This is a genomic window from Larkinella sp. VNQ87 (assembly GCF_049445795.1).
Lineage (GTDB): Bacteria > Bacteroidota > Bacteroidia > Cytophagales > Spirosomataceae > Larkinella.
Genome location: NZ_JBMSDT010000011.1, coordinates 223,392 through 248,131, shown reverse-complemented (window position 1 = coordinate 248,131; position 24,740 = coordinate 223,392). Strand labels below are relative to the sequence as shown.

Annotated in this window: 18 protein-coding genes; 7 read left to right on the top strand and 11 right to left on the bottom strand. The window is 53.2% G+C overall.

Features of this window, described 5'->3' with window-relative positions; translation table 11 throughout:
- Positions 1 to 20: 20 nt before the first annotated feature.
- On the bottom strand, positions 21 to 3,062 hold the full coding sequence (locus tag ACO2Q8_RS20295; protein ID WP_423346675.1) for a SusC/RagA family TonB-linked outer membrane protein: 3,042 nt from the start codon (positions 3,060 to 3,062) through the stop codon (positions 21 to 23).
- Positions 3,063 to 3,539: 477 nt separating this feature from the next.
- Here ACO2Q8_RS20295 and ACO2Q8_RS20290 point away from each other — a divergent pair, with 477 nt between their 5' ends.
- Complete coding sequence (locus ACO2Q8_RS20290) at positions 3,540 to 5,099, top strand: FG-GAP repeat domain-containing protein (RefSeq protein WP_423346674.1); 1,560 nt, start codon at positions 3,540 to 3,542, stop codon at positions 5,097 to 5,099.
- 89 nt (positions 5,100 to 5,188) lie between these two features.
- Here ACO2Q8_RS20290 and ACO2Q8_RS20285 read toward each other — a convergent pair whose 3' ends face one another.
- The 4 genes from ACO2Q8_RS20285 to ACO2Q8_RS20270 form a co-directional block, all read right to left on the bottom strand.
- Complete coding sequence (locus tag ACO2Q8_RS20285; protein ID WP_423346673.1) at positions 5,189 to 6,787, bottom strand: SusD/RagB family nutrient-binding outer membrane lipoprotein; 1,599 nt, start codon at positions 6,785 to 6,787, stop codon at positions 5,189 to 5,191.
- Between the two features lie 19 nt (positions 6,788 to 6,806).
- Entirely contained in the window at positions 6,807 to 10,130 is a 3,324-nt protein-coding gene (locus ACO2Q8_RS20280) for a SusC/RagA family TonB-linked outer membrane protein (protein WP_423346672.1), read from the bottom strand.
- Between the two features lie 323 nt (positions 10,131 to 10,453).
- On the bottom strand, positions 10,454 to 11,227 hold the full coding sequence (locus ACO2Q8_RS20275; protein ID WP_423346671.1) for an SDR family NAD(P)-dependent oxidoreductase: 774 nt from the start codon (positions 11,225 to 11,227) through the stop codon (positions 10,454 to 10,456).
- A gap of 109 nt (positions 11,228 to 11,336) precedes the next feature.
- Positions 11,337 to 13,004 carry a UxaA family hydrolase gene (locus tag ACO2Q8_RS20270; protein ID WP_423346670.1) on the bottom strand — a complete coding sequence of 556 codons (1,668 nt, stop codon included), beginning with the start codon at positions 13,002 to 13,004 and terminating at the stop codon, positions 11,337 to 11,339.
- Positions 13,005 to 13,117: 113 nt separating this feature from the next.
- On the opposite strand from ACO2Q8_RS20270, the gene ade reads away from it, so the two are divergent.
- The 3 genes from ade (at position 13,118) to ACO2Q8_RS20255 (ending at position 16,883) form a co-directional block, all read left to right on the top strand.
- Entirely contained in the window at positions 13,118 to 14,761 is a 1,644-nt protein-coding gene (gene ade, locus ACO2Q8_RS20265; protein WP_423346669.1) for an adenine deaminase, read from the top strand.
- Positions 14,762 to 14,919: 158 nt separating this feature from the next.
- Positions 14,920 to 15,510 carry an RNA polymerase sigma factor gene (locus ACO2Q8_RS20260; RefSeq protein ID WP_423346668.1) on the top strand — a complete coding sequence of 197 codons (591 nt, stop codon included), beginning with the start codon at positions 14,920 to 14,922 and terminating at the stop codon, positions 15,508 to 15,510.
- A 101-nt stretch (positions 15,511 to 15,611) separates the two neighbouring features.
- Positions 15,612 to 16,883 carry a replication-associated recombination protein A gene (locus tag ACO2Q8_RS20255; RefSeq protein WP_423346667.1) on the top strand — a complete coding sequence of 424 codons (1,272 nt, stop codon included), beginning with the start codon at positions 15,612 to 15,614 and terminating at the stop codon, positions 16,881 to 16,883.
- On the opposite strand, the gene ACO2Q8_RS20250 is transcribed toward ACO2Q8_RS20255, so the two are convergent.
- Positions 16,877 to 17,272 (bottom strand): hypothetical protein, encoded by a 396-nt coding sequence (locus ACO2Q8_RS20250; RefSeq protein WP_423346666.1) that lies wholly within the window; start codon positions 17,270 to 17,272, stop codon positions 16,877 to 16,879. The two genes, ACO2Q8_RS20255 and ACO2Q8_RS20250, sit on opposite strands and share 7 nt — an antisense overlap.
- A gap of 212 nt (positions 17,273 to 17,484) precedes the next feature.
- On the bottom strand, positions 17,485 to 19,491 hold the full coding sequence (locus ACO2Q8_RS20245; protein WP_423346665.1) for a S9 family peptidase: 2,007 nt from the start codon (positions 19,489 to 19,491) through the stop codon (positions 17,485 to 17,487).
- A 212-nt stretch (positions 19,492 to 19,703) separates the two neighbouring features.
- On the opposite strand from ACO2Q8_RS20245, the gene ACO2Q8_RS20240 reads away from it, so the two are divergent.
- A complete protein-coding gene (locus ACO2Q8_RS20240; protein WP_423346664.1) occupies positions 19,704 to 20,507 on the top strand; it encodes an alpha/beta hydrolase in 804 nt (267 codons plus the stop codon).
- Positions 20,508 to 20,592: 85 nt separating this feature from the next.
- Here ACO2Q8_RS20240 and ACO2Q8_RS20235 read toward each other — a convergent pair whose 3' ends face one another.
- Complete coding sequence (locus ACO2Q8_RS20235) at positions 20,593 to 21,363, bottom strand: MerR family transcriptional regulator (RefSeq protein WP_423346663.1); 771 nt, start codon at positions 21,361 to 21,363, stop codon at positions 20,593 to 20,595.
- 121 nt (positions 21,364 to 21,484) lie between these two features.
- Here ACO2Q8_RS20235 and ACO2Q8_RS20230 point away from each other — a divergent pair, with 121 nt between their 5' ends.
- Positions 21,485 to 21,949: a GNAT family N-acetyltransferase gene (locus ACO2Q8_RS20230; protein ID WP_423346662.1), complete on the top strand. Its 465-nt coding sequence runs from the start codon at positions 21,485 to 21,487 to the stop codon at positions 21,947 to 21,949.
- Between the two features lie 102 nt (positions 21,950 to 22,051).
- Positions 22,052 to 22,366, top strand: coding sequence for a hypothetical protein (locus ACO2Q8_RS20225; protein ID WP_423346661.1), 315 nt, complete (start codon positions 22,052 to 22,054; stop codon positions 22,364 to 22,366).
- A gap of 27 nt (positions 22,367 to 22,393) precedes the next feature.
- On the opposite strand, the gene ACO2Q8_RS20220 is transcribed toward ACO2Q8_RS20225, so the two are convergent.
- The 3 genes from ACO2Q8_RS20220 to ACO2Q8_RS20210 form a co-directional block, all read right to left on the bottom strand.
- Positions 22,394 to 22,669, bottom strand: a complete 276-nt coding sequence (locus tag ACO2Q8_RS20220) for a hypothetical protein (RefSeq protein ID WP_423346660.1) — start codon at positions 22,667 to 22,669, stop codon at positions 22,394 to 22,396.
- 103 nt (positions 22,670 to 22,772) lie between these two features.
- Complete coding sequence (locus ACO2Q8_RS20215; protein WP_423346659.1) at positions 22,773 to 23,972, bottom strand: MFS transporter; 1,200 nt, start codon at positions 23,970 to 23,972, stop codon at positions 22,773 to 22,775.
- A gap of 264 nt (positions 23,973 to 24,236) precedes the next feature.
- Positions 24,237 to 24,731 carry an Lrp/AsnC family transcriptional regulator gene (locus ACO2Q8_RS20210; RefSeq protein ID WP_423346658.1) on the bottom strand — a complete coding sequence of 165 codons (495 nt, stop codon included), beginning with the start codon at positions 24,729 to 24,731 and terminating at the stop codon, positions 24,237 to 24,239.
- Positions 24,732 to 24,740 lie beyond the last annotated feature (9 nt).

The following is a 24,740-nucleotide window of genomic DNA, read 5'->3' as shown; positions in this document are numbered from 1 at the left end:
ATGTTAAGTTCAGTGAGTTCTTAGAAACGGACCATCAGGTTCAGACCATAGCTACGGGCCGGTGGTACTCCAAACATTTCGAGACCCTGGGCGTTGCCGCTGTTGTAGGTCGATTCCGGATCGACGTTCGGCACTTTGCTGTAGAGCAGCAACAGGTTCCGGGCCACAAACGACAGGCTGACCGACTGAATCGGCGTTTTTTCCAGGAACGACTTGGGCAACGTGTAGCCAAAGGTCAACTGACGAAGTTTGGCGAAGTCCGAACTGTAGATAAACTGGTCGGTGATCGATGTCAGACCGCTGTAGTAATCCTGAACATCCCGACCGGCAAACGTCCGCGTAAAGGCATCACCCGTCGGCGAAACACCCGTCACGGTCAAACCACCTTCGCGGCCCACCAGCGTTTCCTGATGCAGACCCCGGGAATAAGCAAAGTAGTTTGTTGCGCTGTAGAGTTTGGCGCCGAATTTCGCATCCACCAGGAAGCTCATCGAGAAATTCCGGTAGGAGAACGTATTGGTCAACCCCATTGTCAGGGGTGGCACCCCACGGCCCAGCGCCATGAACTCACTGCGCATCGGAATACCGGTTGCCGTGTTGTAAACGATGTTGCCGTTGGCGTCCGTCATGGCTTTGTAGCCCGCCAGCATCCCGTACGGTTGTCCTTCAAAGTGATAGACATAAGCACTTTGCGTCCGGGACTGATCCAGTTCGAGCCGGGTCAGGCCGTCGGCGATTTTCACCACTTTGTTGTCGTTGTAGGCCATGTTGTAAGCCACGTTCCAGGTAAAACCGCTGGCGGCTTTGAACGGCGTACCCGTCAGCAACACTTCCACCCCTTTGTTGACGACTTCCCCAACGTTCAGCAAGACGTTGCCATAGCCGGAAGCCGATGACGTTGAAGCCGTTACGGGGTCGTTTTTGGTAACCCGGTTATAATACGTCAGGTCGACGCCCAGTTTGTTATTAAACAGTTTGGCTTCTACCCCAAACTCGGTAGTCGTTGACGTGTTCGGTTGCAGCAGGGCATTCGGAATCGTTCCGCCATTGATCCGCATCAACGGAACACCACCAATGTAGGAATTGCCTTCCAGCGCGTACGTCAGGTTCAGGGCGTACGGGTTGGGATAACCACCCCCCACCTGCGCCAGTGAGGCCCGGATTTTTCCGTAATTCAGCCAGTTGCCCTTGTTCGGCAATACGTCCGAAAAGACAAAGCTTAACCCGGCCGACGGATAGAACAGGCTATTGTTTTCTTTGGCCAGCGTCGAGAACCAGTCCTGGCGACCCGTCAACGTCAGGAACAGCACATTCTGGTAGCCCAGGTCGGCCGATGCGAACAAGGAGTTGATGCCAAAACCGCTGTACCCGTAACCCGGTGTTTTGTTGATCGTGTTATCGAGGAAGTAGTTGAACGGCACGTTGAACTGGCTCCCGTTGAAGCTCATTTCTTCCGTTGAACGACGCATCCGGTTTCCACCCGCCAGGGCATTCACCGAGAAAGCGCCATACTCTTTATTGAAGCCCACCAAGACTTCCGCATTGGTTTCCTGAATCTGGACCTGCCGACGGTTCATGGCTCCCTGGGTGGCATAGGCCAGACCGGTCGGTTCGATGGCTACGTACTTCATCATGTTGTTGTCCGTACCAACGCGGCCCCGGATATAGAGGAAGTCAGTGATGTTGTACCGCAGGCTGAACGAACCCAGGAAACGGTTCCGGATGTCTTCATTTTTCACCTTATTGATGACGAAGTACGGGTTTTGCGCATAAACGTTGCTGTTCCAGAGCGCTTCGTAGCCCCGGCTGTCGTAACCCGGATCGAGCGACCGGATGTCGACCGTATTGGCAATCATATGCACCCCGAAGTTCGGGTTTTTCGGCGTATCCGACAGGAACGTCCGGTTGGTTCCGGTTTCTACGTTGTACTGGGCGACGCCTTCGAAAACCACTTTTTTCGATAGATTGGCGTTGGCGCTCAGGTTAAACGATTTCCGGTTAAAGCCCGAATTCGGAACGCTGCTTTTGGAGTCGAGGTTCGAAGCCGAGAAGCGGAAGCTGGCTGCGTCGTTCCCTCCGGCCACCGCAACGGTGTTCGTGAAGGTGCTACCGGCATTGTAAAAATTCTTGATATTATCTTTCTGGGCTGAATAAGGCCGGCTCACGCCATCAAACTGAATGTAAGGCGCTCCATCAATTCGTGCACCCCACGACTGGGCTCCCGTGTTGATGGCTTCCTGCTGGGTGGTCGGTTTGGCCTGCCGAATGCCTTGTCCGTACTCATACTGCCAGTCGGTCAGGTTGAGTGGGCGGTCCATCGTGTAGGTTCCGTTGTATTCCACGCCGATGCCTTTCTGGCCTTTCCCGGTTTTTGTCGTAATGAGGATGACCCCGTTCGAGGCCCGCGAACCGTAGAGCGCAGCCGCCGTTCCCCCTTTCAAAACCGAAATGGTTTCGATATCATCCGGGTTGATACTATTCAGGCCATCCCCGCTGTCGGTACCACCCCACATCCCCGCCGAGTTGACGTTGGTGTTGTCGATGGGTACGCCGTTGACGACGTACAGCGGCTGGTTGTTCCCACTCAGCGAGCCATTTCCCCGGATAATGACCCGGCTCGAACCGCCCGGGCCGGTGGCCGTGGCCGTTGCGTTAACCCCGGCAACTTTCCCCGAGAGGGCATTCCCCAGGTTGATTTCGCGGGCCTGGGTGAAATCCGATCCTTTCACTTCGGTGACGGCATAGCCCAGGGCCTTTTTGTCCTTGGCAATTCCCAGGGCCGTTACAACTACCTCATCGAGCGTTTTGTCATCTTCGACCAGTGCGACGTCAATCGTCGTCTGATCGCCTACGGTAATATTCTGGGCCACAAACCCCAGCGACTGGATTACCAGTACACTGCCTTTGCTGACGCTGATCGAATACCGCCCTTCCGAGTCCGTTATCGTTCCCCGGTTTGTGCCTTTCACCAGAACGTTGGCCCCCGGAATGGCGCCCTGGTTTGCGTCCGTCACTTTTCCCTGTACATTCACTTGTTGCGCCCAGACTACGCTGGTACACAACAGTAGTAAGGCAAAAAAGAGGGTAAATCTCGTTTTACATTCTTTCATTGGATTTTTAGGTTGGTTATGAATTTTACGGTTTTTTACTGCTTTCGTTCAAAATCACAAAAAGGCCCTTTCAACTCTTTATAATAAGCCCATTATTGTTCTTTAATTCCCCAGAAAACAATAAGAATATTTCGTTAAATTAGATTTAGGGACAAATATATTCCTTTTTTAAAAAATTTAACAATAAGGATACGATTATTTAAATTTATGGTTAAATTATACAAAATCACTATAGTATTGTGACTATTTAATTCGTTAAGAATCAACCGAGGCTTATTTTGGATTTTGAGCACAGATCAATTATCTCTTGAAAAGAAGTTACCCGAACAAGAAAGCTGCTCATTACCCATTCACTTTTACTTATTTTGGGAAACCGCTTTGCCGAACCCAATCTTTTTGCTTTTTGTTTCACCGCTGTCTTCTTTCTGAATGCCTTTTGTCAAGCTTGCACTGAGTATTTTTCTTTCAGTTGGAATACTTTCGTTGTGGGATGCTACTCCCAGTTTATTCAGACAGAAGGACGAACCGTTCTCTGCATCCGATTCGGCAGTAATTGACCAGCAACTCGCCCGGCAGCATTGCAGCAGTTGCCACCGCTTTCCGGAACCGGCGCTCCTCGATAAAAAGACCTGGGTGACGGGCGTGCTGCCGGTGATGGCCCGGCGCATGGGCATCAGGCTCCCCGAACACGACACCCTGCCACCGCTGCCGGCCGACGAAGCCCGGGCCATCAGCGCCCTGAACGTCTATCCCGAAACACCCCAGCTTTCCCGCGCCGACTGGAACCGGATTGTGCGGTATTATGAAGCGAACGCTCCGGTTGAACCGCTGCCGCAAAAACCGGTTCCGCCCGTTACGAATCAGCTCCCGTTGTTTGCCGTTCGTGAATTGTCGGTCGGCGATAAGCAGGTGCCGCAAACGACGCTGCTCAAGTTTGACCCCAACACCAATCAGCTTTACGTCGGCGATGCCCAGCATGCCCTGTACGTGCTCGACGCCCGGTTTCACCTGACGAATACCTGGTGGATCGACACCCCGGCGACGGACATTGACTTCCCGAAAAATGCCGCCCCCCGGTTGCTAACCATCGGTATTTTCAGCCCTTCCGACCAGAAGTTGGGCCGACTCATGACATTGGAAAAATCGGCCAAACCCGGTTCTGTTCCCGTTAACATCCGCGAGCTTCCGCGACCGGTACAGTTTGCTACGGGCGACCTGAATGCCGATGGGCGGGACGATGTGGTCGTCTGCGGTTTTGGCAACAACGCGGGCAAGCTGATCTGGTACGACGGTTTTCAACCTACCAAAGAGCAAATTTTAAAAGCCGTACCCGGTGCCCGACGGGTAGAAATTGCGGATTTTAACCGCGACAAAAAACCGGACATCATGGTCCTGATGGCCCAGGCGCGGGAAGAAGTTAGCATTTATTACAACCAGGGCAACGGGCGGTTCCGGGAAAAAACCGTGTTGCAGTTTTCGCCGGTTTTTGGGTCCAGTTATTTCGAACTGGCAGATTTCAATAAAGACGGTTTTCGGGATATTTTGCTGACGAATGGCGACAACTGGGATTATTCGGCCATTCGGAAGAACTACCACGGCGTTCGGATTTACTTGAACGACGGGAAGGATAATTTCCGGGAAGCCTGGTTTTATCCGTTATACGGGGCCAGCAAAGCCATCGCGCGCGATTTCGATCAGGACGGCGATCTGGACATTGCCGCTACGGCTTTCTATACCGAATTGCCCCAGCCTGAGCAAAGTTTTGTCTACCTGACCAACGAAGGGCGACTGACGTTTAAACCGCATTCCACACCCGAGGGCGCGCACGGCAAATGGCTCACGCTGGAAGCCGCCGACTTCGACCACGACGGCGACGTGGATATTGTGCTGGGCTCCTATTTTCACACCTTCGGCGAAATGACCCAGTTACTTTTCAAAGGCGTTACGTCGTTCCCGCAATTGCTCATGCTGGAAAACAAAAAGAAATAGAATGATCCAACAATCAAAAAAGAGGCAGACCAACCGGTTTGCCTCTTTTTGATTCTATCCAAATTTATGAACTAACTGATTCTCAGCATTTACTTCACATCCCAGAAAATTTTGGTTTTCAGGTTGTCGTTGGCTTTGACAGCCGCGTAATTGGCTGCGTTGTAGGTAATTTCATTACCCGGAATGGTCCAACGGGTCGGCGGCAGCGTCTGCGCGTTGGCGTTGTCGGCCTGGAAGCTCAGCACCGGCATGTCCAGTCGACGCAGGTCGGCCCAGTTTTCGTACGGCTGAACCACGTTGTAGTGCAGCCATTTCTGGGTAGCAATCAGGCTCAGCTTCTGGGCATTGGTGGTTGCCTTGCTCCAGTTTACTCCATCGCCCGCGATGTAGGCGGCCACGGCAGCCGGAGTCGCCTGCGCCGGGAGCGTTGAGGTCGTGATTCCCGTTGCGTTGGTGATCGACAGAATCTTGTTGTAAAAATCCACCGACTGCGTGATGGCGGTTTCGTAGGCGGTTTTTGCCAGCGCATCGTTGCCTGTCCGCAGGTAATATTCCGCTTTGATCAGGTTCATCTGCGGAGCATTGATCACGACACCCGGGAAAAACTGGTTATGACTCAGCGTATACCGATTGTAAATAGCCACCTGGCCACCGTTATACTGGGCTGTTTGGACCGCTTCCGTTGCCATCGGATCGATGCCGATGAACTTCCCGGCGGCATTGGCGCCCGGCTCAAACAGAATCGGCAGACGCGGGTCTTTATTGGCGTTCATGTGGTCGATCATCGCTTTTCCGGCCGTGTTGCCATACCAGCCATCCGACGCCAACCCGTCGCGGAATCCTTTTGAGTTGATGTCGGTATTGATGTCAAATACATTGACCTGGATGTTTTGAGCGTTGGTTTCCACAATCGGATAGGTAGCCGCGTTGCCCAGAATCTCGGCCATTTCGGTGTTCACCCGCGATTTGAAGCTTTCTACGTCCGAAAGGCGGTTCAGCATCCGGAGCCGCAGCGAGTTGGCATACCGTTTCCAGGCCGTCAGATCGCCTTTGTTCAGGAAGTCTTGCGTCTGGAACGACTTCTGATACCCGGCGTTCAGCGTAATGCCGTTTAGTTCGGTGGCAATCTTCTTCAGATCGTCTAGCATAAAGGTGTACAGCGACTCCGGCGTATCGAACTTCGCCGTTGAGGCCGCATAATCGCCCCCGTTGGAACTCAGCATCCCGGCTTCCGTAAACGGAATAGCCCCGTGTACATCCACCAGCCGCTGCGTATGGTCGTAGACATAGACCGCAGCCGCCAGCATGAACACTTTCAGAGCAGCCTGCTGTTCCGCCGGTTTGGATGCATATACCTTCTGCAACTCCCGGTACTGCGCCAGCATGTCATAATAGCTGTACCAGACATCTTCCACCCCTGATGAACCGGGTACATACCGGCCCGCTGCACTGAGCACACCAATCGCCTGCGTATACGGGTTGAGCGATGTACGCAACGTCACAAAGTAGTGGCGATAGCCCGGCAGAACATACTCCCGGTTGGAATACAAAACACCCGTAAACTGCTTCTCAACCGTGCTTTCGGCAATTTTTGAGGGATTGGGGTACGATTCGGCAAACTCGGATTCTTTACAGGAAACCGTGGCCAGCAACAGACCCGCTAACACTAAAGTTGATATTTTTTTCATTTTTCGAATCAGCTTAAAATTAGAAACCGGCACGCAGCATAACCCCCATTGTCCGGAAAGAAGGGTTGTTTCCGGCATTGTTGACGTTTTCGTACCAGCGTGTACTCGAGTTGGTCTGTTCGGCGTCCAGATCTTTAATGGTCCGGTAGAAGAAGAACAGGTTCCGGCCAAACACCGACACCGTCAGGTTCTGCGTACCAATCCGGCGGGTAATACTGGCCGGAATGCGGTACCCCAGGGAGATTTCCCGCATTTTGATGTAGGTGTTTTCTTTTACATACAGCTCATACCGGGAATTACTATATTGCGGACCACCCCAGTTGTAGGTTTGGTTGTAATACCGCGCCTGCGGGATAACGTTCGTGTTCGGTTCGCCATTCGCCAGTACCCCTTCCATCAGCATCCCGTCGTTGTAAACTACCTCCCCATTGGGACCGGCAGCCGCCGTCGTCTGGCCCCCTTTGCCATTGGCATCCACGTAGTAGCTCAGACCACCGTGCTCTTTGTCCATCGCAGTCAGGCTTTCCTCGGTCAGACCCCGTGAGGTCATCCAGTTGATCCCCGTCGGCATGATGTGACCACCAATCCGGAAATCAGCCACCAAGTCCAGCATAAAGCCTTTGTAACTTAGGCTGTTGATGAACCCACCGATTAATTTCGGCATTGCGTTGCCAGCCCGAATCCAGTTGGCTCCATCCAGTTGATAAATCCCATTCGGACCGACAATCTTCTGGCCCTGCGCGTTGGTCAGAATACCGTGGACGTAGATATCCCCCATCGGCCGTCCGATTACCGAGCGCAGTTGAGCCGCATTTCCGTCATAATCAGCATGGAGCAGTTCGGTCGAGTTGTTGGCCAGCTTTTCTACTTTGTTGCTGTTTTTGGCCAGGTTCAGCGTCATGTTCCAGTTCAGGTCATCAGCGTTTTTGCTGGCAATCGGCGTGGCATTCAGGGCTAGTTCAACCCCCTGGTTGCGCAGCGTACCGATGTTGGCTAACACCGACCGGGCTCCCGAACTGGCGGCAATCGTCAGCGGCAAAATCTGGTCGACGATCTGAGCGTTGTAATACGACAGATCGAACCCTAAGCGATTGCCGAAAAACTTGCCTTCCAGACCGAACTCAAATTCGCGTTTCTGTTCCGGACGGATTTTGTCGTTGCCGTAACTGCTGCTGATGTTGGTGTACAGGACCGAGCTACCACCGGTTTGCTGGATGCTCAGGTTACCCTGATTGTAGGCATTGTTGGCGCTGTAGATGGGCGGATAATTTCCCACAATCCCCCAGGAGGCCCGCAGCTTTCCGTAGCTGATGAACGTAGGCAGTCGGAACAGATCCGAAAAGACAAAACCCGAGTTGACGGAGGGATACACAAAAGCATTGTTACCCGTCACCAGCGTCGAAGTGCGGTCCCGACGGATCGTTCCTTCGACGAACAGGAAGTTTTTATAATCGAAATTCAATGTTCCAAAGAAGGCATCCCGAATCCACCGTTCGCGGGAGTTGCTTCCACCGGCGGTGTTAACCGAGGCCGAAATATCGAAGAAGTTTTCGGTGCTCAGCCCCCCGTTGGTTGAACGGCTTACGAAGGTATTGAGCATCTTGTTCGCATTGTACCCGCCTGTCGCTGTAACCGCCAGATCGTCATTCAGCTTTTTGGTATAGGTCAGAATCGCTTCGCCGTAGACGTTGCTGTACAGGTTGTTGTTCATCGAAAAGTACCCGGAGTAGCCAAACGCCAGAGGGATTGAACTCCTCTGTTTATCTTCAATGCGTTCCGAGGTAAAGTCGGTTCCAATCCGACCGCGCAGTTTCAGCCCGTCAATGATGTCCCACGTTTGCGTTGCACTGGCAATAATCCGGTTACTGTACTCGTCGTAGGTGTTCTTCCGCGTACTCCAGACATAATCGGCAATATCCGACTTGAAACCATTTCGGATAATGTTCTCGTTGGGTGTCAGGCTCGGATTGGTTCCCGTCACAAATTTATAACCGAGACTAGTCTGGTACGTGTTGAAATACCAGTCGGCGGCTTCAAACCGGTTCATCATCCCCGTGAAGTTGTTGATCATGCGATCGACCTTAAAGGGACGGTTGTGCGTGTACTGATTGATGTAACTGATCGTCAGATCAGTTTGTAGCTTCTTATTGACGTTGAAGCTGGTACTCAGGTTCATGATGTTCTTGCTATTTTTTGAATTATAGCTGATCATCCCATTATCCTGGCGGGTATACGAAAACCGCAGGCTGCCATTGTCCATCGCTTTGGAAACCGACAGGTTGATGTTGGAACTGTTGGCGTTCTCGAACAGATCGGCGTAGCTGTTGCCGGACGGTGAATACGGACGAATTTTACCATCAAAAGACATCACTGGTTGCCCGTCGAACTTCGGTCCAAAGTTAACACTGGCATTCAGCAGCCCGCGCGTATCCCCTCGGCCATCGCCGTCGGTATCGTAATAGATAAAGCCGTTGGCATCCTGCCCGCCGTTGGCGTAGTTCAGCATATAGCCCGGCCCACGAACATTTTGATAGCGAGGCAGGTAGGCAATTTTATCCACGCTATAGCTGGCATTGAAATCGACGCTAACGCCTTTGCGGCCTTTTCCGGATTTGGTGGTTACCAGCAAAACCCCGTTGACGGCTTCCGAACCGTAGAGCGCAGCCGCCGAAGCCCCTTTCAGAATAGATATATTTTCGATATCGGCCGGGTTCAGATCCAGAATGCCGTTCCCGCGAATGCGTTGATCCCCCCAGTAATCCGTATTCCGGGCTTCTCCGTTCCGGATCGGAATTCCATCCATCACAATCAGCGGCTGGGTGTTTCCGGTAATGGAGCTAAAACCCCGAATATTGATGCTAACCCCACTGGTAGCCCCACCCGGCGTGGCATTAATGCTAACACCCGGAGCTTTTCCGTACAGCGCCGTGGCAAAGTTGGGCGTTGCGGTTTTAACCAGATCCTCGTTTTTCACGGTCGCCGTCGCATAACCCAGTGACCGTTGCTCTTTGGCAATCCCGAAAGCCGTTACCACGACTTCGCCGAGCATATTCTCGTCTTCGGCCATGACCACGTCGACAACCGAGCGGTTGGCAATGGCAACTTCCTGCGTTTTGTAACCGATGAACGAGAATACCAGCGTACCATTTTTGCTGGCCGCTACGCTAAACTTTCCATCGGAATCGGTCGTCGAACCGGCTGTAGTCCCTTTCACCACAATGGAAACGCCCGGCAAGGGTTGCCCGTCGTTCCCGCCCGTAACCCTTCCCGTAATCGTCTGCGCGATTGCGGAGGTACTTATTACCAGGAAGATGATAATAAGCCTGAGTAAATTTTTTGCCATAGAAACAGTAAGTGAGATTGAAGTACAAGTAATTTATTACAACATTAATAAATTATTTTAAAATATAACGAGCTATATGAAAAAATTATTAACATTATTTATAGGTCTCCGATTTCAGAAATTTTAAGTTTACGCATTCAGGCCACTTTGAAACAATATGACATCGTTTTGGCTGGCTGGTCACATTACTCAGAACCTTCCTTGTGCGTAGAAACGACAACGGGAGTCCCGGAACAGCCCGTAGGCTTCCGAAACTCCCGCTTAAGTTTAACAATCCTTTTTTCGCCGTTGCCACCGGCTTACCGGAAAATTCTAGGCCGGTTTTAGTTATTCAATCGCACAAAACCGCCGTCGATCGGGTAATCACAACCCGTGATAAAACCGGCTTCATCGGAACAGAGGTACAGCGCCAGGGCCGCGACCTCCGCCGGTTTGGCCATCCGGCCGATGGGCTGGGTAGCGGCCAGTTTGGCAAACATCTCGGCTTCCTGGCCAGGGTAATTCTTCGCCAGAAAACCGTCGACAAACGGCGTATGGACCCGGGCGGGCGAGATGCAATTGCAGCGAATGTTGTGCTTGAGGTAATCCTTCGCCACCGACAACGTCATCGACACCACCGCGCCTTTGGTCATCGAATAGGCAAACCGGTCCGGAATCCCGATGGTCGCTGCGATCGACGCCATATTCAACACCACGCCCCCGCCGTTGGCTTTCAGGTGCGGAATGGTAGCAAACAGGCAGTTGTACGCGCCTTTGACGTTGACCGTAAACACCCGGTCGAAGTCGGCTTCGGTGGTGGTTTCCACCGTCCCAATGTGCGAAATTCCGGCGTTGTTGACCAGAATGTGGATGGCCCCGCCCGCAGCAATCGTTCCGATGACTTCCACCACCTGCGCCTGGTTCGAGACATCGATCGCATGGGCGTGTGCCCGGCCCCCGTTGGCATTAATCTCTTCGGCCACCCGCCGGGCCAGATCGGCATTCAGTTCCAGAATATGAACAATGGCACCGGCCTGGGCAAACGTCTGCGACATCGCCAGCCCAATCCCGCTGGCCCCACCCGTAATGATGGCAACTTTATCGTGTAAGCTAAACATGGTTATTTTCAATGAGTGAATGAGCGAATGAAGGAATGAGTGAATAGCTTCGCTAATTAGTGGCTTCCTGCGAAGCTATTCACTCATTCCTTCATTCGCTCATTCAAAATTAAAGTGAAACGCCCCGCTTCCAGGGGATGAAATCGTCCTGGCCGAGTTGCTGGGCTTTGGTCCGGACTTCACCGCTGGCGAGTTGAATGACGTAGTCGAGCAGCCGTTCGGCATTGTGCTCGATGGTTTCGGCACCCTCGATGATCGGGCCGCAATCGAAATCGATCACGTCGGGCATCCGGTTGGCCAGGGCAGTGTTGGTCGAAATTTTGGCAACGGGGCAAATCGGGTTGCCGGTCGGGGTACCTAAGCCGGTGGTAAACAGAATAATGTTCGTGCCGGAACCGGCCATGCCCGTGGTCGCTTCCACGTCGTTGCCGGGCGTACAGAGCAAATTCAAACCGGGTACGGTAGCCGGTTCGGTGTAATTCAACACGTCGGCCACCGGCGCAGTTCCGCCTTTCTTGGCGGCCCCGGCCGACTTAATGGCGTCGGTAATCAGGCCGTCGCGGATGTTGCCCGGCGAGGGGTTCATGTCAAAACCGGACCCCACGGCTTCGGCTTTGGCCGAATAATCCCGCATGAGGTGAATGAATTTCAGCGCTTTGTCGTCGGATAGCGCGCGGTTGATCAGTTCCTGCTCGACGCCGTTCAGTTCCGGAAACTCCGCCAAGACGGTTTTCGCGCCGAGCGTGACCAGAATATCCGACAAATGCCCGATGGCGGGATTGGCCGAAAGCCCCGAAAAACCGTCGGAACCACCACATTTCAGGCCAACGGTCAGTTTGCTCAGGGGAGCGGGTTGTCGTTCAACCTTGTTGACCTCGATCAATCCCAGGAAGGTTTCCCGGATGGCATTGCTCAGCATCGCAAACTCAGTACCTTCCTGCTGTTCAAAAATCAGGAGCGGTTTGTTGAATTTTGGGTTGCGCTTTTTCACCTCATCGACCAGCATCGACGTTTGCGTGTGCTGGCAGCCCAGGCTCAAAACCGTCACCCCGGCCACGTTGGGATTGTTGATAAAACCGGCAAACAGACCGCAGAGTGCTTCCGAATCCTGCCGGGTGCCTCCGCAGCCCATTTCGTGGGTTAGAAATTTGATGCCGTCGATGTTTTTAAACGGTCGTTTGGCCTTGGGTTCGTCGAGTGTACGCATGATCGACGGATCGACGAACGGTTCCATTTTATGAATCGTGTTGACCTCGCCCGCTTTGTACAGTTGCAGCAATTCGTGAACCTGTTCGCGGTAGATTTCCGATTGCGCGTAGCCCAATTCACGCTCAAAGGCGTCTTTCAGAATCAGGATGTTGCGGTTTTCGCAGAACACCAGCGGGACCACCAGCCAATAGTTGGCCGTCCCGACCTGGCCGTCGGCCCGGTGATAGCCCATGAAGGTGCGATTGTGCCAGCGCAAGACATCAGGCGGTTGCCAGTGATACGGTTTTTTCTTTTCGATGCCGTACTGGTCCGCGTCGTGTTTGAGGTTAAACGTCGTGATGGGTTCTCCACGTTTGATGGGTTGTGTCGCTTTCCCCACTAACACACCATACATGATGACGGAATCGCCGGTTTGCAGGTCTTCGGTAACGAATTTATGTTTTATTCCCACGCCGATCGGCAGCGTGTAGGTTTGCCCTTCAAACTCGATTGATTCACCCGGTTGAAAGTTTTGCAGGGCAACAATCACATTGTCGGCGGGGTGTACTTTCAAAACTTTATGCTGCATAAGGTAGATAAACTAGATAACGGTCGGTTAGTAGGCCGGTTAATTTTAAGAGACAAAAGTCAGGGAATTATCACTAATATTGAAAGAAAAATAGCAAGATTCTTTACCCGTTCATGCAAGTTTCCGGCAACCTCCTCAACCTTTTCGACCGCACCATCCGCTTCAGCCAGTTGACCATAGAACAAGGTCGGATTTACCAGATCGACGAACTCGGCACCGAACGCCCGGGCGAACCGTATTTGCTCCCCGGTTTTGTCGACGCCCACGTTCACATCGAAAGCTCGCTGCTGACCCCCGCGCAGTTTGCCCGGCTGGCGGTGGTGCATGGCACGGTGGCAACGGTGTCGGACCCGCACGAGATCGGGAACGTATTGGGCGTTGCGGGCGTCGAATACATGATCGCCGACGGGCAACGGACGCCGTTCAAGTTCTGCTTCGGCGCGCCGTCCTGCGTTCCGGCCACGACCTTCGAAACCGCCGGAGCTACGATCGGCGTCCGGGATGTCCGGCGGCTGCTGGGCCTGAAAGAAATCGGTTACCTGGCCGAGATGATGAATTTTCCGGGTGTTCTGCACCAGGACCCGGACGTGATGGCCAAAATCACGCTGGCGAAGGCATTCAACAAACCCATCGACGGCCACGCGCCCGGTTTGCGGGGCGACGACGCCCAACGGTATATCGACGCCGGAATGACCACCGACCACGAGTGTTTTACGTACGAGGAAGGGCTGGACAAAGTGCAGCGGGGCATGAACATTCTGATCCGGGAAGGCAGCGCGGCCAAGAATTTTGAAGCCCTGATTCCGTTGCTCACCGAATTCCCCGATAAAATCATGTTCTGCTCGGACGATAAACACCCCGACAGCCTGATCGAAGGGCATATCAACCAACTGGTTCGGCGGGCGCTGGCGAAGGGGCATGATCTGTTCAAAGTGTTGCGAGCCGCCTGTTTGAACCCGGTTTTGCATTACCGGCTGCCAGTGGGGCTGCTGCGCGAAGGTGACCCGGCGGATTTTATTCAGGTACAGGACTTACAAAACTTCGCAGTTCAGCAAACGTATATTAATGGGACGTTGGTGGCCGAAAATGGGCTTTCAAAGGTACCGGATTTACGAAGCGAACAGGTGAATCGCTTCGATTGCCAGCCGAAAAAACCGGATGACTTTGCGGTGATGATGGATCCGGCCCAAAACGAACCAGCCATTCGCGTCATCGAAGCCCTCGATGGCCAACTAATTACCAATAGTCTATCCTTCGCGCCCAGCCTGGTTGAAAACCGGGTCGTGGCCGATGCCTCGCGGGATCTTTTAAAGATTACCGTTGTCAACCGGTATCAGGATGCGGCTCCGGCGGTGGCTTTTATTAAAAACTTTGGGTTAAAAAAAGGGGCGCTGGCTTCGTCGGTCGGTCACGACTCCCATAATATCATTGCCGTTGGCTGCGACGATGAAAGCATCAGCCGGGCCGTCAATCTGGTGATTGAAGCCCGGGGCGGTTTGAGTGCCGTCGCCGATTCGCAGGCTCACCTCCTGCCGCTGCCGATTGCCGGGCTCATGACCGATGTGGATGGGTACACCGTTGCTAAACAGTATACCGACCTCGACCGGTTTGCAAAAGACACGCTGGGCAGTACGCTGGCATCGCCGTTTATGACGCTTTCCTTCATGGCTCTCCTCGTAATTCCCCACCTGAAACTCAGCGACAAAGGGCTTTTCGATGGACAAAGCTTTCAATTTACTTCCGTCTTCACGGCCTGAAAACCGGGTCTGTATGCACGCATACTAAAATAAAAATAATCCTATTATTACAAGTTTTTGTAAAAAATCCCTCAAACTGTTTTTATTACCAAGTTTTGTTAATAAGTTTACATTCCGTACATGTAATAGTTGTATAGACCCCATCCTAAACCATCATTATGCCTCGCTACCGCACCCCGTCCGGTATAGACGAAGAGCAACTCTGGGATCAGTTCCGGAGTGGCGACGAAGTAGCTTTCGCCCGGCTTTACAAAGAATATGTGCAGGTACTTTACCACTATTGCGCACATTTCACCGCCGACCGGGCATTGATTAAGGATTGCATCCACGACCTGTTTGTCGAACTGTGGAAACACCGGCAAACCATCGGTCAGACTACCTCGGTCCGGTTTTATCTGATGGCTTCGATCAAGCGCAAACTGGTTCGTCATCTGAACGCCGAGATGAAATTCAGCAGCCAGGATGATGTCGAAAACGACCGCGAATGGTTGCCGGGCTGTGCTCCCTCCTACGAATCAACGCTGATTTCGTTCGAAGAAGACGATCACGTGAATTCCTGCGTTGCCAAAGCCATCGAAAAACTCCCGCGCCGTCAACGCGAAGCCGTTTACCTGCGGTATTACCAGAATATGAGCAACGAAGAAATTTCGTCGCTGATGCAGATTAACATTCAATCGGTTTACAACCTCATTTTCGGTGCGTTAACGAACCTGAAAAAATACATTTCGCCCGAAAAAGTAGTTCTCTAGCCAAAACCGGGTTCCAACTATTGCCGGCTGTTTGACGTTTAGCCCCTAAGGTTGCCTACTTTTGCAGCCGAAACCGGAGAACGTCAAACGGTAATTTCTGCATGAACCCCATCACCACGCCCCTCCCCGAACGGATGCGTCCGCGCATCCTCGACGAGGTTATTGGACAGCAAAAATTAATCGGCCCTGGTCGGCCGCTGCGCCGGGCTGTCGAAGCGAATCGCGTTCCGTCGATGATCCTGTGGGGACCGCCGGGCGTCGGGAAAACGACACTAGCCCAACTGCTGGCCGAATCGACCAAACGTCCGTTTTACAGCCTCAGCGCCATCAGTGCCGGGGTGAAGGAAGTCCGCGATGTGCTCAGCCGCCCGTCGGGGCTATTTCCGCCGATTGTGTTCATCGACGAAATTCACCGGTTCAACAAAAACCAGCAGGATGCCCTGCTCGGCGCTGTTGAAAAAGGGTCGATTACGCTGATTGGCGCGACGACCGAAAACCCGTCGTTCGAGGTGAACTCAGCCCTACTGTCGCGCTGCCAGGTCTATATCCTGGAACCGCTGGGCGTGGATGAGCTGAAGCAACTGGTTGATAACGCCCTGCAGAAAGACAGTTATCTGAAAGACAAAAAAATTACCGTTCAGTCGTACGACGCCCTGATGCGGTTGTCGGGAGGGGATGGGCGTAAGCTACTGAATTTGTTGGAGTTGGTCGTAATGTCGAGGCCGGACAACCAGGAAATGGTGATTGATGATGAGCTGGTGACGAGTGTGGCGCAGCAGCAGATTGCCCGCTACGACAAATCCGGCGAACAGCATTACGATATCATTTCGGCCTTCATCAAATCCCTGCGCGGTAGTGACCCCAACGCAGCTTTGTACTGGATGGCCCGCATGCTGGTGGCCGGGGAAGATCCGGTTTTTATTGCCCGCCGGATGCTGATTCTGGCGTCGGAAGATATCGGGAACGCCAATCCGACAGCCATCATCATGGCAACCAACGCCATGCAGGCCGTGAAGGCCATCGGTTTCCCCGAATGCCGGATCGTGCTATCGCAGGTAGCGGTTTATCTGGCTACTTCGCCCAAAAGCAACGCGAGTTACGTAGCCATCAACGACGCGATGGCGCTGGCCGAAAAAACCGCCGACCAGCCCGTGCCCCTGCATCTGCGGAATGCCCCGACCAAGCTCATGAAGCAGATCGGATACGGCCAGAACTACCAGTATGCCCACGATTTTGAAGGTAATTTTGTGCCGCAGGACTTTTTGCCCGAAGACTTAAAAGGGACAAAACTGTACGAACCGGGCCACAACGCGCGCGAGAACGAAATCCGGAAACAACTGCAACGGTGGTGGGGCGACTGGTACGGCTACTGACCGGCTACCCGACGGAAGAAAAGCGGTTGTCGTTCGTTTTCAAGGTTATAGGTATGAATAGAACGAAGCAAAACCACAATAACTACCACATCGAACAGTTGCCAGGTCTGTATGACAAAGATCTCGCTGACCAGTTTTGAATTCAGTTTGACGATGCCAAACAAAGCCCAGAGCCACTTATAAAAGTAACGAGGCATTTCACTCTGCGCTTCCCGCAAAAAGAGAACAAAAAAGGACAGGCAAAACCCGACACCCGAAATCTGGTATAGTTTGGCTGGCAAGCTGGGGACGACAGCAAAAAAAAGCAGCACAACACTCATGCCGAAAATTAACCATTCGGCGGGGGACGGCCAGCGAAGAAAAACGCCCAAAATGCGTTTATTTTTCATTCAGTCAGGTAGGCGAGAATAAGTTGGCTAATCACCAATTCAATGTAATAACATGAATTTTATCGAATTATGATATAGATTTTAGCAAATGGGACGAAAGAGGGGTAAATTTCCCATTCGATAAATCTACTTTTTCATGGAAATTATGATAATAGCATAAAAGCCCGCGGTTTGGGCCGCGGGCTTCGGAATACTGTTGTATACGGAACTGCCTACTTGGCGCTGGTGCTCAAAGCCGCCACCGAGGTTTTTAGGTATTGATCAAACCACTTCAGATACCGTTCAAAACGATCCGTCTGATAGCTCGGGACTGACAAACCGTGAAATTGGTTAGGATAAACGATGAGTTGCGTAGGTACCCCGAGCGATTTCAGCGCCTGGTACATCTGTTCGCTTCCGGCAATCGGTACGTTAAAATCCTTTTCGCCCCCCATAAACTGCGTTGGCGTTTTGATCCGGTCGGCTTTCAGAAACGGATACGATACTTTCAGCCATTTGTCAATGTTTTTCCAGGGTGCGCCCAGTTCGTTTTCGTATTGGTTGACGTACTGATCGGAGCCGTACATGGTCATTTGCAGTGAACTTCCAGCCCCGCTGGCGGCTGCTTTAAACCGCTGATCGGTAGCGATGGTGTAGTTGGTCAGAATACCGCCATAGCTCCAGCCCCCGATGCCTAATTTAGCCGGATCGGCAATACCGCTGGCAACGAGGTAATCGGCAGCCCCCAGAATATCAGCCACTTCCTTATTCCCCCAATCGCCGTAAATGGCTTTGCAATAGGCCAGTCCGCGTCCGCTGCTGCCCCGGTAGTTGACCCCGGCCACCACATAACCGCCCCCCGCCAGCAATTGCCGCGATAGGTCGAAGCCGAAATTATCCTGCCCCACCGGGCCGCCGTGAATGAATAGAATCGTCGGTAGTTTTTGCCCGGCCGAAACATTGGCAGGTCGGAACAGCATGTTCGAGACCTGCGTACCGTCTTTGCTCTTCGACGTAAAGCCTTCTACATTGGCCAGCAGCAACGGAGCCACGAACGCATCCTGAATGGTTGTCAACCGACGCACTTCGCCGTTTTCAACGGCATAAATCTCGTTCGGCAATTGCGGTTTGCTCATGAGCGTCGCCCAGCCACCTTTGGGGTTTTGTTCCAGATCGGCAAAAGCACAGTCGCCCCCCGCCAGGCGGTTGAGTTTCCCACTCCCCAGTTCATATGTGCCTACGTAGGTCCGGCGGTCATCGTCGACCAAAACCGCAATCGACTTCCCATCCACCGACCAGCGAGGGTTACGAACCGGTCGATCCAGGGCAACCGATACCAGTTTCGGTTCGCCACCCGTCGCCGGAATGACCGACAAAACCGGCTGGTCGTACATGATAAAATTGGTCGCAGCCGTCGAGCGCAGGTACGCAATTTGTGAACCATCCGGACTCCAGACCGGATTACGGTCGTAGCCCGCCCAGGTGGTGAGTTGTTTCGGCGTCGCTTTCGGTTTCGCTTCTACCACAAAGAGATCCGTATTTTCATTTTTGTCAGGCTCAACCGTCCGATTGCTGACAAACGCAAGCTGCTTGCTGTCGGGCGACCAAACCGGCGAGGTTTCATCGAAATTCCCGTTGGTTAGCGTGTCGAGTTTACGGGTTTCGACATCGAACAGATACAGGTGAGCCGCCCGGCGATCGAGGTAGCCTTTGGCATCTTCTTTAAAGTGATAGCGGTCGATGACATACGGTTTCCGGATTTTGGTCTTTGCTGAATCCGAATAATCTTTGTCCCGAATCACGAGCGCGATGGTTTTGCCGTTCGGTGCCCATTCATATTCTTCGAGTTCGCCCTTGAGTTCGGTCAATTTTTTGCCTTCGCCCCCGCGCCGATCGAGCAGCCACAATTGGCTGTCCTTGTCACCGTTGCGGGTGGCCACAAACGACAAAAACCGCCCGTCGGGGCTCCAGCGGGGCGACGATTCGCCGTCGGGGCTGCTGGTTAACTGAACCGACTCCTTGCCGTCCCAGCTAATCATCCAGAGGTCGGTATTGCGTTTATCCTTCTCCTTGTCGACCGACGAGAGTGTATAGGCCACCCATTTTCCATCGGGCGACACCTGTGGGTCATTGATGTTTTGTAATCGGAGAATGTCGGAAGGCTGAATTGGTCGTTTGGTCGGAAGTTGGGCGAAAACCGTACTGCTAATGAGCAGGCAAAGAAGAGATAGGCGTTTCATGCGTTTGTTTTGAAGCCAATTGGATCCATGAAGATACAAAAAGTTTGGAAATCAGGGCTATTTTTGCGGAGGGGCAGAGGGCATGGGGGTAAGGGCATAGGGTACTCCGCAATCGAAAGAACGTGTCACCCCCCCTCTGCCCCATGCCCCGTGCCCTCTGCTCTTACCCCTATACCCCATGCCCAATCCCAAAACCCATGACTTCAAACCGTATGCTACGCCTTCTAGTCCTTTTCGTTCTGTTTTGCCAAACCGTGTTGGCGTCGAAAGTTGATACCGTCGAGACGTATAGTCCTTCCATGAAGAAGACCATCAAAGCCGTGGTCCTGACGCCGGACTCCTATACCAATGGTCAAGCATTTCCGGTGGTGTATCTGCTCCACGGTCACAGCGGCAATTATGCCGATTGGGTCAAAAAAGCGCCCTCGGTTTTGAAAGCCGCCGATACCTACCAGACCATCATCGTCTGCCCGGATGGCAATTTTTCGAGCTGGTATTTCGACAGTCCGGCCGACCCTGCCTGGAAATACGAAACCTATGTTTCGACCGAGCTGGTGACCTGGGTGGATAGTCGTTACAAAACCATCAAAGACCGGAAAGGCCGCGCCATCACGGGCCTGAGCATGGGCGGCCACGGGGCGTTGTACCTGGCGTTTAAACATCAAGATGTGTTCGGAGCTGCCGGGAGCATGAGCGGGGGCGTCGACATCCGGCCTTTTCCCAACAACTGGGATATGGCCAAACGACTCGGCCCCTACGCCCAATACCCCGACCGTTGGGAACAGCATACCGTCATCAATCTGCTCCACCTGCTCACCCCGAACTCCCTGGCCCTCATTATCGACTGTGGCACTGAGGACTTTTTCTTCCGGGTCAATAACGAGCTTCACGAGAAACTGCTTTACCGAAACATTGCCCACGAGTACATCACGCGCCCCGGTGCGCACAACTGGCCGTATTGGAACAATGCCGTCCACGCCCAGTTGTTGTTCATGCGGCATTATTTTGATAAGTAAACGTACCCACGGACTTCAGTCCGTGAGTGTTAGCTTTCTCAGTGAGTAACTAGCAACTCACGGACTAAAGTCCGTGGGTACTCCCTCAAACCTTAAACGCTACAAAGTGCTTCATCGCCTGGCTCATGAACCGGGCAAACTCGGCACTTTGCAGACCGTTTGGGTGGGTGTAGCGCGGATCATCCACGTACACCTGGGCCAGCCCCCGGTAAGCAGCCAGCGTGTCGCCGTTGGCGACCGAACTACCCCAAAACTGTTGGATGAGAGCATAATGCCGGGCAACCTGCTGCTGCACCGCCGGGTCGGCCGGGTCGCGGTCCATCAGACTGAGCAGGGCGTGCGTAATGGCTTCCCCTTCGGCTTTCAAGGCTTCAAAACCGGCTTTACCCAGCTTGCGGATCTTCATCTCCGATTCTTCGATGGTTTTGGCACCGTATTTCTCAGCAGCTTCCTGCCGGTAGGCTTCCGCCTGTTCTTTCGGAAAACCGGCGTATAATTCGTCGTCTGTTAACATGATTGTTTCTCCTTTAAGTGTTGAAATGGTTTTATCAATCGTTTCCAGCAAGGTCGTGAGTCGGTCCCGCCGAGTGCGCAGGGCGGTTTTGTGACTTTCCAGCGCCCGGAGTACGTCGAATTCAGGATCTTCCAGCACCCGCCGGATTTCCAGCAACGGAAAATCCAGTTCCTTGTAAAAGAGGATCTGCTGCAGTCGGATCAGCTCTTTCTCGCCGTACAGCCGGTACCGGGCTTCCGTGCGAACGGAGGGTTTCAGAAGACCCAGGCGGTCGTAGTGGTGAAGCGTGCGCACACTTACCCCTGCCAGACTCGCTAGTTTTTTTACCGAATAGGTTCTCATACTCACAACGTTCCTGCGATTGATGCGGTAAATGTAGGCTATGACGTAAGGGGAGAGTCAAGAAAAAAAGGAAGTTTTTTTAAACTTTCCCGTATTTTGCCGCCTGAGCTCTGTTTCTTTGGTGACACATCAATCCGCAACCACGCTGATCCGTTTAGTGACCACGTCCGCCGACGCGGACACGTTGCTGCGTCTGATGGAGACGTTTTGCCAGCATTTCAGCTACCCATTCGACCAACGGCTGCGGAAGCGACTTATTCAGGAAGTGATGACGAATCCGTCGCTTGGCTCCCTCTGGCTGATCGAGACGGATCATAAGCCCATCGGCTACGTGGCGCTGACGTACGGTTTTGCATTTGAGTTCGGAGGTAAAACCGCCCTGGTTGACGAGCTTTTTGTAGAGGAGGTCCACCGGGGTGCGGGCTGGGGCCGGAAGGTTCTGCACGAGATTCAGCGGATTGCTCCGGACCTGGGTGTCTCAGTCGTACTGCTGCAAACTGAAAAATACAATAGCCGCGCCCGGCAATTGTATGAATCCGTCGGATTTGTCGATCAGGAGCGGAATACGTTGACGTTTAAGGTTTGAGGTGAGGTTTAACGTTTAAGGCTAAACCTTCCCCCTGCTTTATTTAACAAGTAACTTTGAACGAAAAACGTTAAACCTTAAACATCAAACGTTAAACGATCAATGAAATTCTTCGTTCCTGCCACCAAGAACCCCGAGGAAGCCGAAAAGGTGTACGGTATTCTGCGGAAGTCGATGCTGAAACACCGCTACGAAACTACCGACCAGCGGATTTATTCGATCACGTTCGATGACAACAACCTAAGTCTGACCGAAACCGTCGGCAAACCGTCGGAAACCTCCGGCGAGACAATTGTCGCCATCTTCCAGTCGGGCGATCTGTATCTCATCTGCACCAACAACCGGGGTGTCCTGCGCGGTCTGCCTCTGATCGCGGGGGAGTGGGCGGTAACGAAAGTGGAGTTGTTTGAGGAGTGAAAACCCTGGTGCAAGCAAAAAATTGCGTCAGTCGGCTTCCCGTTTTTCAATGGGAGCCTGGGGAAGTTGTGCCTCCAACGACTGCCGGTATTTGATGCATCCCCGCATGAACTGAGGCCAGGCCGGAACGGCTACCTCCGGCAGCGTCTTTTCCGGCAACAATCCCCATAATCTAGGGTGATGCCAGCACAAGTCATGCCCGGTACTGTCGCGGTGTTCCCGAATGGCTTCCCGAAGCTTTTTGACTTCCTCCAGCAACCACTCGCGGCTTTTATCCGTCAAATCGTCATCCAACGTCTCCATTTTGATCGCTGATTAGGTAATTTTCTGTCAACGAATTTATAAATACAGTCTTCCTAAAACCGCATACGAACTTTCGACAGGCTTCAAGAACGTTCGAATTCCGTTACTTCACCTTTCCGTTTAGTTGATAGCCCAGCGCGACCAGCACCAACAGCAGGATGACAAAACCGAAGGCCATCGACAGCGAAAAATGATGGGCAATGAAGCCCAGCAAGGCCGGTCCGGTCAGCAAACCGGTGTAGCCCAGGGTCGTAATGGCGGGAATACTGACGGTCGGCGAAATACCGGGGAGTCGACCCGCTTCGCTGAAAAACACCGGCACGATGTTGGCCGCCCCCAGGCCCAGCAACACAAAACCGGCGATGACACCAACGACCCAGGGACTCAGGACGGCCAAGCCCAGTCCGACAGCCCCAATCAGGCTACCACCGACCACCACCGTTTTGCCGTTCAACCGGGCCACCAATTTGTCGCCCGCTAACCGCATCGTCGCCATGGCCACCGAGAAGGCCGCGTAGCCCACGCCGGCAAACTCCGTGGAGGTTCCTTTGCTATCCCGCAGAAAGACCGCGCTCCAGTCCAGGATAGCGCCTTCGGCCAGGAAAATGGCAAAACAGAGAAACCCCAGAAACAAGACGCTGCCCCGCAACCAGGCGAAGCGCTTCGGGGCGCTGTTGGGCTGCTGATCCGGGGCCGAAAACCGGGCGATGGCCTGTTGCTCCACCCCGGCCGAAAAAAGGTGTCGGTACTGGGTAAGCGTGATGAGCACCATCAGGGCCGCAATACTCAAAATGGCGAAAACCGGGTTGAGTCCCACCTTCATTAAAAAACCGAGGCCCAGGGAGCCCAACAAACCGCCCACGCTAAACAGGCCGTGCAGGGACGACATGATGGGCTTACCGTACAGGTTCTGTACCTGCACGCCGTGGGCATTCATCGCCACATCGATGGTCCCGATGCTGGCCCCGAACACAAAGAGCGCCACAGCCATTGCAGCGGTGGACGACAGTGTTAGCAAAAGCGGTAGCACCAGCGCCATCACCAGGGCCGCACCCGCCATCACGACGCGGCTGCCCAACCGCCCCACAAGCCAGCCCGAGGTCGGCATCAGGAGCATGGAACCGCCCCCCAGCAACAGCAGCAAGAGCCCCAGATCGGCATCGTTCAGCGCCAGGCGATCTTTCGCCAGCGGAATCATCGGCGCCCAGCTCGACATTCCCAGGCCACAAACCAGAAAAATCAATTGAGTCGCGATGCGGGCTTTGGCTACTTGATTGGTCGGTAGGGATAAGGTTGTGTTCATGATGCTAAAAAAAGAGACAACGGCTGTTGAGACGGTAAAAACCCTGACAGCGCCGGGCGGTCAACGACCCTGTCAGAGTTTATGATGATTTTCAGCCTTTTGGCCCGCTGACAGAGTCGTTGACCGCCCGGCGCTGTCAGGTGTAAAGACTGTACACTTTCGGTAACAATGTAGTAAATCAATTCAGCGAAAGTACAAAAAACTTTCCTCTTAAAACCGCAAGCAGCTTCAGCAAGATAGCGGATAACTACGGCAAAACCGCCCTCAGAACACCCGGTGATGCACCTCCTTGAGCACCGCCATCACAAAGATGCTTTTGGTTTGGCCGATGCCTTTGATTTCATTGAGGTGGTTGACCATGAAATGATGGTAACTGTCCATGTCGTCGACCACAATTTTGAGCATAAAATCGAAATCCCCGGAGATGTTGTAACATTCCACCACTTCCTGAAAACCGCTCACGCCGTCGATAAACGCCTGGGCGGTTTTCCGGTCGTGTTCTTTCAGCGAAACCTGGCAAATCACCATCAGCCCCCTCCCCACTTTCCGGTTATCAAGCAAAGCCGCGTACTGCCGGATGACGCCCTGCTGCTCCATCCGCTTGATCCGCTCGTGCACCGGCGTGGCGCTCAGGTGTACTTTCGATGCAATTTCCCGGACGGTCAGCTTGGCATTGTCCTGCAACAACCGCAGGATCTCGTAATCCTTTTGATCCAGTTCTACCGTCAGGCTCCGTGCTTGTTCTGTTTTCGGCTCCATAATTCCTCA